Genomic DNA, 12,712 nt, shown 5'->3' on the forward strand with positions numbered 1-12,712 from the left:
CTTTATGTTAATTTATTAAAATGCTTCTCCGATTCTAAAGTTGAGGCTCCAGTCATCTTTACCCAATGCCGCATCTATACCCACATTGAACTTTATATCCTTGAAAGCTCTGTATCGAAGGCCTACTCCCCCTCCAGGCAGCAAGTCTCCATTGAATTCTTCGTTGTCTGAACCATATAGAGTGGCAAGCCCTGCAAAACCTACCAATCCAAATCGTCGGGCAAGATTGAGTCTATATTCCGCCTGTAAAGCCACAACTATATCTCCCCGATACTTTCCCTCGGCATAGCCTCTTAGGTCTGTGCCGCCTACAATTGTTTGCTGTTCGAATGGGATACTACCCAATCCAAAAAAACCTGAAAATCTGGCTGCCAGTACATCCTTTTTGTCCCGGATAGGAAAATAAGTATTATAAAAGGCATTGATTCGATTCGCCTGGGCTTCATTGCCCAACCATTCGCTATAATGAATCCATTTGGCATCTATTAATCTCCCAGAAGAGGGATAATACACGTCATTTCTATAATCGTACTGGGCGTTGATTTCTAGTCCACTGGTTTCTGTGGACGTAGGTGGGGAGATGTTATTTTCATACTCTGTATCATATTGGGCATAGATATATGTCACCCCACCATATAGACCGGGTATAACCCTTCTTTGAATACCCACACTGGCCATCAGTACATTGGTGGTATAGTCATAAAAAGCCACCGAACTAAAATCGTTCAAGAAAAACTGAGAGCTAATGTCTCCATTAAACACATAGACGGTTGACCTCCATCTATCTTCGGAAAAATAGAACTTATTGAAAACACCAAGGATATACGAATTATTGCTGGTGTAAACCCCTGTAATACCTGATAATGATTTAGGTGAAATAGAGTCCTCTTTATTCAGCTTATACATAGCCATAGGCACAACCCCAAACATGAATTTCAGATTCCTGTTATAGCTGAGGTATGGCATAAGGCTGAAATTAGCACTTTTTACCTTGACCTGCTCATCCAATGCGCTATCATATAGGACAGGTAGCGCATGCACACTTAGGTAAGTGGAGATAGTAAACAAGATAGTCAGAATATACGCTCTCATTTAGGTAGATTAGTTAGTTAAATGGCAATACGGCAACCGAAATGGTAATGGTTTTTTTCAAATTTAGAATGATAGCTAATCGGTCAATACCCTATTCATTCTTTCAATTATTCAAAGTGTATTTCCTTCAATAGCTCAGGACAAAACGCTTCTTAAGGCAACTTATAATGATTCCAGATTATCAAATATCTGATAAAAGAAGCCTATAGATTTTTCATACTCTTTTACCAAAATACGCTCATTCACCCCATGGAAGCCTTTAAACTCTTCGGTGTTTTCTAACTGAATGGCGGTAATGGTATATACATCCGGGGCAAAATCTCTTGCCTGGAAGTGTTTAGAATCCGAACCACCTACCACAAAAAAAGGTGACACAATCAAATCATTGCCATAGATTTGGCGTATGGTTTTTTCAAGCATATTGTATGCGTCATTTCCAACTTCTGCAATGTTGGTAGCAGGAGTAGAAGCAGAAATATCTTTGATTTCGATTCGATCATCTTGAATCGCATTTTTCACATGCTCAATAATGACCTCTGGGGTATCGCCTGGCATAGGCCGAAAGTTTACAACAGCAGTTGCCGATGGGGGCAGCACATTATCTTTAATACCAGCATTGAACATGGTCACTGCGATCGTAGTATGTAGCATGGCTCTAGTCACTTCATTGCCTGCCATGGCATCAATGAATTTCTGTTCCATATCGGTTAATTCATCATCCTTACCAAAGGCTACCGCAGCATAAAGTGGCTGCATAGCTTCGTCTAGTTCAGGTCCCATGTATCGATATTGTGAGCGGACTGCTGGATGAATTTTGTATGGAAATTGTGCTGCTTCGAGTTTTGTGATAGCTTTAGCCAATATACCAATGTTTGATTCTTCTCCAGGCATAGATGAGTGTCCACCTACTCCATTGATTGCAAGTTCCAAACTGATAAACCCTTTTTGTGCAATTCCTATTAGGGCGGTATTATTTTTAATACCAGGGAAAATCCCTGGAGTTAAGGGTGCTGATTCATCCATTACATAGGCAAATCGCTCGATACCACGTTCTTCGAGTGCATCAGCTACTTTTTTTGCCCCTTCTGCACCACCGACTTCTTCATCTTGTCCAAACACAAAATAGAGTGTGCGTGACGGCTGCCAGCCTTCTTTAATTTTCATTTCAGCGGCTTCCAGAATGGCATGAATCTGGTTCTTGTCATCAAGAACCCCTCTTCCCCAAATATAACCATCTGCCACGGCCCCCGAAAAAGGATCTTGTTTCCACTGGTCTCGGGATTCTGCCGGAACAGGTACTACATCCTGATGGGCATAAAACAAGGCGGGTTGCAGACTAGGGTCTTTTCCCTCCCAGGTATATAGCAAGCTATAGGGTCTCGGATCTCCGTGCAGTTCCTTTTTCAAGGTTTTATGTACCAGTGGATAGGACTCCTCCAAAAATTCGTGATAGCTAGCGAAGGCCTCCTTATCAAAGTCTTCTCTATCCTGATTGGAAATGGTCTTATAAGTAACGGCTTTAGACAATCGATCAACTGCTCCAGCAATATCCACCTCGATCGAGACTTGTTCTACTCCTGTCATTTGCTTGGAGGAAAAATCTTCTGGAATGATTGGCGCTTCTGTAGAGGTCTGTGTGGTTGTTTCACTTTCTTTAGGTGCCTCCTTACAGCCCCAAATCAGAATAAAAAAAAGAAAAGGAAGGGTAAATTTAAATACAGGTATCATTTTTTGTTATTAAGATAAGTTAGTTTAGTGGAATTTTTATAACCATAAGTTAAACATAATTCTATGATTCATAGTACTAATAGATTAAGAAATTGTTAACAATTCCTTAAAAGATCCTTGTAAAAGGAGATCAACCATTAATATTACTCTATCATGTAAATCATGACTATTTATGATTGTGATCAGAAATCTATTCAATTGCAATCCGATAAACCTTTCTATCAGTGCATGTATGTGTAATCATAAAATTTAGTTGTACTTGAATTATTGGTTTTAATCTACAATTTAAGTTATTCTGCAGTTGTTAACTAGGGTCTAAATAGAGATTACACTAGAAGTATTCATTAATATTAAAATAAAAGGCCCCTTTCTTATCCATACCATACCCATAATCTAATGTCACATTAGATCTGGTGGCTTCTTTTAGCATAAACCTAAAACCTACTCCAGCCCCAGACTTAAAATGATCAAACAGATTCAACTTTAAATCATCTGCGGATGCACTGATCGTGTTGACAAATACCACACCCCCAAATCGTTCTGGGTGTTTAGGCTGAATAGGAATTCTAAATCTATATTCCGCTTCAAAATAGAAGAGATGCTCTCCCCTATACCTACCTTGCGGATAGGCTCTTCCAGATTTACCAAATTGATCCCAGCCCAAAGCAGGTAGACCCATATAGGGAAGTCGACCACTGGTAGTAAGATTGAAATAAGACCAAATGGCCAGAATATTCCTTTCTACCCTTCTCGACATACTGAAGTAATCTCTATATTCTAACCAGAGTTGTGTTGCACTGCGATCACTGCCAAGCCAGGTTGGCAACATTTTAAACTGCAAAAAGGCATATCTCCCTTTATAGGGAGAATTAATATTGTCACGGGAATCATATACTGCATTGATACTGGGTCCCGATGTAGTGTATCCGTTTGTTCTGAAACCATGAATGGTACTGTAAGCATAATGATTAGTGACATATGGTGGGTCACTATCAAGATTCAGCAGCACGTCATTAATTTTCCAATAACCATCATAATGAAACCCTACGCCTGCATAAAAATCCTCATGAACCTGACGAAGAACGGTTTCGTGGAATCTAAATAGGTTAAACTCCATCAGTTCTCCTTTATCTACTCCATCATTGTATTTGCCTAATTCGAAATTGTTTTCTTCATTCGAAAGCAATAATTCTGACTGTTTACCAGTACCTAATCCATAAGTAGGCTGAGAGGACAAAAGCAGCCTCCAATCCCCCATTGATATCCACTTATCATGTTTAGAGTAAACGGTGGATTTCAATGTCATCAGTAATTGACTATTAGTAGTATAGGTTGTGGTCAGAAAAGCGGAGGACAACCGAGTATCGCTGGGGTCACCTAGTAAAATATTGCCTGAAGCTGCTACTCCATACAACAGACCCGTAACAGGATTATAACCTATGGCCGGCAGTGGAATAAAATATAACTTACCTGCCTCAGCTGTGGGCAAAGTAGTGTCAACCTCTTGAGCTACTAAGGAGCTAGAATAAAGTATTAAACACAGTAATATACATATAGGAATTATTCGTGCCATTGCTCTATTTTGTCACACATTTTATTTACTCCATGACGTACCTGCTACTATATAAAAGGTAAAATCCTTTCCATTGCCCCAGGCAAAATCAACCCCAGTTTGTAGCCCCAAGGCCTTGGCAATATTGTATCTGGCACCTGTTCCAAAAGTATAAGCCCAATCTATATCATTGAAATTCTCCAATGACTGATAGGCCTTTCCAGCACCGGTAAACCCCATTACAGACCATCTTCTAAAAAGTTCATATCTCCATTCCGTTTCTATAATTGCAGTATTATTGCTCTGATATCTAAGGGCAGGTATTCCTCTCAAATCCACAAATGGATAGGCATAAAGTGGGGCATCACCAATCAATTGGCTCGCATCAAACCGATAGGATGAAAATAATTTTTCACTCACAGGATAATAGGCAAGCAGGTATTCATTCATAGAATAATAATCTTCATCCGCACCGAGCCATTTGGCATTGATATTAAATATAGCTCCCGTATTGAATCCATTAGTGGGAGAAATAGTATTATTTCGATTGTCAAAATTGATCCTCGGTTTAATAGAGCTGATTACAGAATTGCCTTGCAGTCTTTCCAAGATAGGACTGATAATAGGGATTTCTCTATCCAATTGGACCCCAACCTTGGAATAAAAATATATATAGGAAGCCCCGGCAAACCAATTGCTAGATCCAAGTCTAACCAAGGCTCGTTGCATGAATAACCAAGAATCCAGTTTTAAAGTGATTGGGAATTCGCTAAGAATCTCACTATTATTTCCATAATATTTTATTCGGACATTGGGTTTGGCTATAACTGATAGTGTCCGGACTCTGTCCTCTCCAAACACATGACTATGAAACCCTCCAGCTAGCCAAGTCTTATTTTGTGTAGCCAGTCCTATTGCACCACTGATATTCGGAGGAACTGGTTTTGAGTACTTTTTCTTTTGCGGATGAAAGAATATTAAGGCCGCTCCTCCTCCATAACCTACCGCTGGTTCGGTTATTATGATCGGTACAGGAAAGAACCCTACTGGCGACACCAAAAACTCACTTAAATCTAGGGCCCCATCTTCAGGATGTCTAAAACTAATTTTCTTACTTTTCTCTGACTTGCCGCTTGTTTCCTGACTTTCATCAATTGTAGATTGTCCTGATACTTCAAAGTGGATACTCAGTATCAAAACGAGTGACAATATGTGGAGGGTATGTTTGAACAAGGTTTAGTGGGTTTAATTAAGTAGATATTCTATTTCCAATATTACAGAGTTACTCCTGATAACATATTTTTCCCCTTCCAGCCAAAGCGATAACTCAATCCTCCGACAATTTGGGTTCTACTTCCGAGAAATGAATACATAGCAGTAAGCGCGTATCTTTTATTAATCTGAAAATTAAAACCCGCATTTATACTCCATGGGTAATACAATCGCTTTTTAAAGTCATAATAGATATAGGTAGATTCACCATTACCCAACCAATTAGAAAGACCATCATACAAATCTCCAAAAATATCTTGCTCAGACTCTGATAAATTGTCGTACCAGGCATTGATTTGCTGAAGCGCATCCTCTTTGCCTTCTGGTGTGATACCAACTAGCTTTTCCAAATCTGCCCTTCCGTCGCTTTGTGGATTCAGCCCCAAATATTGTCCCCCAACCAATAGTACTAGATTTCTATCAGGTCTCTCCTTAAACCTGATCATATGACCAATTCTGATCCCCGCTATTATTGAACGAGAAGGAGCACTCAAATTCCCCACATAAGTCCATCCCATGGTCATGTCAGATGACATAACAAAAGGTCCAAAACCACCTGCGATAACTGCACCCCACCCAACCATAGTCCCTTCACTCTCTGTTTGAAATTTTAAGTCAAATGGCAAACCCAAATGCACATTGGTGGTAGCATTGATACGGCCAGTAATTGCCGAGAAGTTTAAGAATGGAAGTAACCAAAAATCATATCTGATTGTGGTGGCAAATACATCAGATGAAATTGATCTGAACCTCGCTAGTCCATCTACATTGGTCATATTATTAGGATCGAACCCTACATTCACATCATCTAATGTAAGTAGTTGATTTGAATATGCCACATTCAGCATAATACCATTAGGATAAGGTATGTCAAAACCCAATTTACGAATCTTAGACCCCATAACAGGCATTCTCCAGGGGTAGGGTGTGTTTTTCAAACTGTCTCGATAGGCTTCATACGCATCTCCAAAACTCACGTTAGATACTTGCCCTTGGCCAAAGGCTTTTAATTGAAGGATACAGACAATAAAAATAAGAGTAGCGAATTTATTCATGTCTTAATATTATAGTGGCGTCTTGAAAATTATTGGCAATTCGAACCTGATCCCACGCTGACTTGTAAATAAGTAAGGAAATGATCGTTGAGACTCGACTCTCTGTAATTGTGTCCTCAAACAATCCACTTTGATATATAGCTGTTATTAGGTTTTGTGCTAGTTCTTCGACATTACTTTGCTGGACATCAACTAGGATAGGAAGAAGAATGGCGTTAATATTTTCTTCGTTAATGGTCTCTCCTATTATGTCTAGAGCTAATATCTTCTTAGCAAGAAATGTGGCAACAGCTTCCGCATTAACACTCGTTATGGCTTGCAATACAGGCTGAATCAAGGCCTGAAGATTTTCTTTAGTAATATTATCAGTAACAAATCCTTTCAAAGCCCTGGCAATTTTGAAGGCTGTAAGTTCAGGGTTAATATTATCTAGAATAGGACTGAGAATTTTACTTAGATATTCAATCACAACAGGTGCAATCTCTCCTTCCAAACTGACAATCCAACCTGCTATTGTACTTCCTGCAAGTTCTGCATCTATGGCTTGAAGAAAATTGATTCCTGTGGTAAAAGCTTTCTTGATGTTGTCCGAATTCAGGAAATCATCTATGATCAGTTGTGATAATTCATTGGCTACTTGATCAGCTCCTCCAGCTAGCCCGATAGTAGGCTTAGCAGCTATAAATAGCGCCTTAATTATGCTTTGCATGGATTCATAATCAGGTGTAAGATTTAAATCAGGAAATAACAAATTCAAATCATCAACAATAACTTTTATAGCTCCTACTGTCTCATCAGCCAGCTGACCCATTTGAAGAATAGATGTCCCTTCTATCTTTTCTATAAAAGGATAAACGGCTGCTTTTACATTTTCCTGATTAATCCAAACATTCTCAACTATAGCAGTCAAAGTATCGGCTACTATCCCGACTTTTTCACTATTCAGTTCAGTAAACTTCACCCAGGATTCACTGATCTTAGTTTTTAAAAAGTCTTCGTCGAATATTTCCAATATAAGGTTGACCATTAGAGTTGATATTGCTTTGGCTACCTCATCAGAATTTGACGGTATTTCCTCTATATAAGGGAAAACAAGATCGTAAATCCCCTCTATTGTAATTTTACCATTAATGAAATCTGCTATTTCAGCACTTATGACTTCTGACAAAGCTTCTGCATCAATATCATTGATTTTTTCTAATTCTAATTGCAACAATGTCTTAAGTTCACTCTCCCAGTTGATCCCTTTTATTATCTCAATTATTTCCTTTGACAACAACATGGCGGCATCTTCAGGATCGATCCTGTTGATAAATGAAAGTTTGCCTGATATCGCTGATACTAGAACGTCATTGATCAATTTTTGAATAGATTCATTATTAAAAAGGAGGCTCGCTACCAAATCCCCAATTTTGCCGGGAGTATTACCAGATATTTTATCTATTAGCTCTTCATTAAGATCGTCTACCAAACCCTGAACATCTTCATCATTCAATAAGAGTTTCAGTGTTTTTTGTCTATTATCGTAATGGTATCGATAGGTAAGTGCTTCTGCACTTGTTATTCGAATTTGCCTTTCATTGAATACAAAATAAGTACCTACACTGTCACCAAGAATATCAATTTCAGAATTGCCAGTGATAATCTTACGATCACTTGTGAATTGAACTTGATACTGTTGAAAATCAGACACATCCAATACCATATCTTCCAAGTTGTATTCCCCCTCTCGGGTTAAAGCATCAGAAGAGTTAAAAAGTATAGGGGGAGGAATATCAGGCTCCTTGACATTAATAGTAAACTCATTCAAATACCATGTATTCTTAATTAATACATCATTGGTATGATTTACTGCCTCTATTACTTGGTCTTGAGGTTGCTCACAAGAGAATAAAAACAATATTTGTATAGAGAAGAAAAGCAGGATAGGTCGAATCATAATTTCAAAAGTTATGTTCGCGTTTCGAACAAATAAGCATAGGTAAAAAAGGTAATCATAGGTTTAGATTTAGTTGGAAATAACGTAAAGAAGACCTAGCGATCATTCTTATCATTAAGGTTAATGGTTAGTTATTGGCTATTGGCTTAAGAAAGTCAAACTTATATTCATAAAAGTTAAACACAAATTGACCAATCAAACTATTTTATTCTTTAATTATTTGTTAACTGCCTTTAATAAGCTATAGCAAATGTAGCCTGAGCGACCAATGCCGTGGTTAATTAAGATCAGATATTGTTATGATATAAATCAAGAATAATATCATAACACTAATACTTACATATTCCCATCCACAATTTCCATCAACCCCTCCATACTCTATATGGGAATGCAAGAAGGAATCTAATCTCAGCACAAAGCCCTCAGGTGTATGTAATGGTAAAAGTTATAACTGTAATGAGTCTGTTCGAGACTGTTCAATAACAATAATGTGTAAGGTCTATTCAATGAGCTTCGTCAGGATAATTAGTAAGAGGAATGACGGAATTCTTTTAGGGCAGAGGGCTTAACTTAATAGCATTTTAGCCCCCCCTCAAGCAGGGCTGTTGCATTCTAAAAAATGGATTAACTTGAAAATTAAAAATGGCATCAGAAAGTATCATTTGGTATTTAGGAAAAGTGAAGGATCACAGGCGTGGTGCGGGTCAGCGACATTCTCTGGAATTGGTACTGGTCATCGTGCTGATGTCGGTAATGAGCGGCTACTATGGTTATCGTGCTATTGGAGATTTTATAGAAAGAAATAGAGAGAACTTATTGTCTACTTTTCAGCCCAAACAAGACAGATTACCGACTTTTTATACTATTCGAAGAGTGTTGATGGGATTGGATTTTGATTCCTTTTCTCATCAATTCTATCAGTGGAGTAAAGCCTATGTTTCGATAGAGTCTGGAGAGTGGCTTAGTGTAGATGGCAAGGCCATCGGTGGTACAATGAGTGATTATTCAAAGTCGTATCAGAATTTCATCAATCTAGTGACCGTATTCGTTTCCAGACAGAAAATGGTATTAGCCAATGGAGAAGTCATTAACTCAAAAGAGAGTGAAATACCTGTAGTTCGTCAATTAATAGAGATGCTGGATCTCAAAGATGTGGTCTTTACTATGGATGCTCTTCATTGTCAAAAAAAACGGTAGAAGTGATTATAGCTAGTGGAAATAATTATGTAATTGGAGTGAAGAAAAATCAAAAGACACTCTACCAGAGCATCGAAAAGTGTGCCCAAGAAAAGCCTATAGGTTATTATTCTCAGCTAGAGAGAAACAAAGGAAGAATAGAAAATAGAGATGTAACAGTGTTCAATTTGCCAGAGGAAATAAAAAAACAATGGACTGGTGCACAACACGGCATCAAAATTAGAAGAGAAGTAAAAGTCAATGGACGCTACAGGGAAGAAAACGCATATTATTTAAGCAGCATAAAGAATGGAAGTGCATTATTATACAACTATGGGATAAGGAATCATTGGCACATTGAAAACAGTCTACACTGGACCAAAGATGTAACGATGAAAGAAGATGCCTCTAAAATCAGATTAGGCAACGCTCCATCAATTATATCCACGCTTAAAAATGGTGCAATGAATATATTTAGAAAACAAGGCATGAATCAAATAGCAAAGGCCACCAGACTGGTAGCCAATGATATTGAGACTCTAAACAAACTAATCAATTAGAATGCAACAGCCCTGCCTCAAGGAGGGAATGGTTGAGATGGTAAGATTGTGGCGCTGCTATCCTTATGATATGCAGCAGACGAGGCTCAATGGCGATTGTTCATATCAGGCGAGGAGACCGACTATCCTTGGGTTTCGCCTTAGTTAAAACTAAAATAAATAGCTAATAACTAATATTTTTAGTTTTACTTTGTACTTGAATGTTGAACGAATAAGGGGCAAAATGAAGTCAGAACATCTATCAAAGTCCACTCCATGCAGTTTCAGGCCATGGCACGAGGATTTAATCGAGTATTTCAAGCTAAAGAAGGTCGAGCTACAAATTCCATTTAGTGAGCTGACTAATTTCTACCATGCGGACTATTCCATACACGATGTCTACTTCATCAATCGTACCCGTACGGTCAATAGCGCTTTAATCGAACTGAGGTGGAGCGATGGCTTTGGTAGGGAGTCGGTGATCTTCACCAACAATGCACAAATCAGGGAGTTCTACAAACGCAATCCCGACATCCACCGCGTGATGAAAGAAGTAAACCATCGCTTTGAGTAGTGGGTTTATGATTTGAGAGGCGTAGAATTAAGCTTAGGTGCTATATAAATGAAAAGATTCCACAAATCATCATGCGCCATGCAGTCAAATCTGTGGAATCCAGTAATCGGTATCATCCGTGTTTCCTCTTTCTTCTCATTAAGCCCCCTCCTTATGCAGGTGCACATCCATTTGTGGGAATGGGATGTTGAGGCCTTCTTTGGCGAAGGTCTTGTAGACGCTCTCCGTCATGGCGAAGTGTACGGGCCAGTAGTTGCCTGACTCGAGCCAGATTCTTAATTTCATATTTACGGAGCTGTCACCTAGCGAATCGACCATTACTTCTGGAGCGATTCCTTCCTCTTTTAGTATTCTTTCGTCGGCATTGGCCAGTCCGAGCAGTACTTCTCGGGCCTTATCCACATCATCTCCATAGGCGATACCGAAGGTGAAATCGATTCTCCTTCTAGGCTCTGCAGAGAAGTTGGTCATCGAGCCAGTAGCCAATCCCCCATTGGGAATGATGATGCGTTTGTTGTCAGGGGTAGTCAGGATGGTGTTGAAGATCTGGATCTCACGCACCGTACCCATGTAGCCTTGTGCATCGATGAAATCTCCCACCTTGTAAGGACGAAAGAGCAGAATCATCACCCCACCGGCAAAGTTTTGTAGCGTACCAGACAGCGCCATACCTATGGCCAGTCCCGCAGCACCCAATAGTGCGATGAAGGAAGTCATCTCTACGCCTACCATGCCCAACACTGAGACGATCAGTAAGACGCGCAGTACCATTACAGACAAACTCTTCATAAAAGATTGCAGAGAAGGCTCCAGTTCTCGCTTGTCCATTATATGCCCCAAACCACGGCTCATGGCTTTGATCACCCAAGATCCTATGATCAATACGAGAATGGCTCCTACCAATTTGGGCGCATACTCAATGCCGAGAGTATAGAGTTGTGAAATGGCATTTTCGATGGGGTTCATGTTCATATCCATGTCCATAGTTAGATTATGTTTAGAGTCATAAAAAAGACGCTACCTCTGATCGAAATAGCGTCCTGTAATTTGTGATATTTTGAAATTTAAAGCAAAATCAAGCCGTCAATATCCGACCAATTGTTGCTTTCATATTCTCATAACTAGAATAACCCTGACTTACTGCATAGTATTCTTCTCCTCTTTTGAGCACGATGCAGGGAAAGCCCCTAATCCCCAACTGTTGGGAGCGAATGAAATCCTGATACACCAGGCGCTTGTAGCCTTCTGAAAGGAACAACGGTTCGAACTGCTGATAGTTGATGCCAAGCTCCTCACAGATTTGTTCGATTACATTCAGATCCATGATGTCTCTATTCTCTGCATAAAAAGCCGCCTGTATCGCCTTGTAAAAGGCCCACTCTTTGTCTGGCGCGATATCTCGAACTACCCTAACGGCACGTGCAGGTGGCTCTGTGTCGTACTCGAAGGTTTCTTTATCGAAAAAAGCATAATCAAAGGGCTGACCTGAAGCCTGTTCTACATGCTCCCAGTGAGACTTGATCATATTCCTGAAATCTTCGGTCCATTCATCTCCTCCACCAGGTCTGAGTCCCCCCATCACCAATTCAAAATCCAAATCGCTGGACATCTCGTCTTTGATACGATCGATGTGATTGGCTATCCCATAGCACCACGAGCACATCGGGTCTCCGAAATACATCAGCTTGTCTTTGTTATCCTCTTTCAACTTCAACTCTTCTTTCTTTTCCAATTCTGGTACTTCGCAAGCCCCATCTTCACAATTCATTGTACTCATTCTTCTTA

The 12,712-nt window shown here is 39.5% G+C and carries 9 protein-coding genes and 1 pseudogene; 2 read left to right on the forward strand and 8 right to left on the reverse strand.

Annotated features, from left to right (window positions below; genetic code table 11):
• Positions 1-15: 15 nt before the first annotated feature.
• The 6 genes from N7U62_RS06425 to N7U62_RS06450 all read right to left on the reverse strand — a co-directional run bounded on the left by N7U62_RS06425 (position 16) and on the right by N7U62_RS06450 (position 8,638).
• The gene (locus tag N7U62_RS06425) at positions 16-1,092 is read right to left on the reverse strand and encodes a BamA/TamA family outer membrane protein (RefSeq protein ID WP_264137077.1); all 1,077 of its coding nucleotides are present in this window, start codon (positions 1,090-1,092) and stop codon (positions 16-18) included.
• 162 nt (positions 1,093-1,254) lie between these two features.
• The gene (locus tag N7U62_RS06430; protein ID WP_264137078.1) at positions 1,255-2,820 is read right to left on the reverse strand and encodes a M20 family peptidase; all 1,566 of its coding nucleotides are present in this window, start codon (positions 2,818-2,820) and stop codon (positions 1,255-1,257) included.
• A 331-nt stretch (positions 2,821-3,151) separates the two neighbouring features.
• Positions 3,152-4,393, reverse strand: a complete 1,242-nt coding sequence (locus tag N7U62_RS06435) for a BamA/TamA family outer membrane protein (protein WP_264137079.1) — start codon at positions 4,391-4,393, stop codon at positions 3,152-3,154.
• Positions 4,394-4,414: 21 nt separating this feature from the next.
• Positions 4,415-5,605: a BamA/TamA family outer membrane protein gene (locus N7U62_RS06440; protein WP_264137080.1), complete on the reverse strand. Its 1,191-nt coding sequence runs from the start codon at positions 5,603-5,605 to the stop codon at positions 4,415-4,417.
• Between the two features lie 41 nt (positions 5,606-5,646).
• Entirely contained in the window at positions 5,647-6,699 is a 1,053-nt protein-coding gene (locus N7U62_RS06445; RefSeq protein WP_264137081.1) for a hypothetical protein, read from the reverse strand.
• Entirely contained in the window at positions 6,692-8,638 is a 1,947-nt protein-coding gene (locus tag N7U62_RS06450; RefSeq protein ID WP_264137082.1) for a phage tail family protein, read from the reverse strand. The genes N7U62_RS06445 and N7U62_RS06450 overlap by 8 nt, the downstream gene beginning before the upstream one ends.
• Before the next feature lie 642 nt (positions 8,639-9,280).
• On the opposite strand from N7U62_RS06450, the pseudogene N7U62_RS23215 reads away from it, so the two are divergent.
• A pseudogene (locus tag N7U62_RS23215) lies at positions 9,281-10,374 on the forward strand (ISAs1 family transposase).
• Between the two features lie 223 nt (positions 10,375-10,597).
• Entirely contained in the window at positions 10,598-10,927 is a 330-nt protein-coding gene (locus N7U62_RS06465; protein WP_264137083.1) for a hypothetical protein, read from the forward strand.
• A gap of 138 nt (positions 10,928-11,065) precedes the next feature.
• Here N7U62_RS06465 and N7U62_RS06470 read toward each other — a convergent pair whose 3' ends face one another.
• A complete protein-coding gene (locus N7U62_RS06470) occupies positions 11,066-11,911 on the reverse strand; it encodes a mechanosensitive ion channel family protein (RefSeq protein ID WP_264137084.1) in 846 nt (281 codons plus the stop codon).
• Between the two features lie 91 nt (positions 11,912-12,002).
• Positions 12,003-12,704, reverse strand: a complete 702-nt coding sequence (locus N7U62_RS06475; RefSeq protein ID WP_264137085.1) for a DsbA family protein — start codon at positions 12,702-12,704, stop codon at positions 12,003-12,005.
• Between the last annotated feature and the right edge of the window lie 8 nt (positions 12,705-12,712).

The organism is Reichenbachiella ulvae (assembly GCF_025833875.1).
Classification (GTDB): Bacteria; Bacteroidota; Bacteroidia; order Cytophagales; family Cyclobacteriaceae; genus Reichenbachiella; species Reichenbachiella ulvae.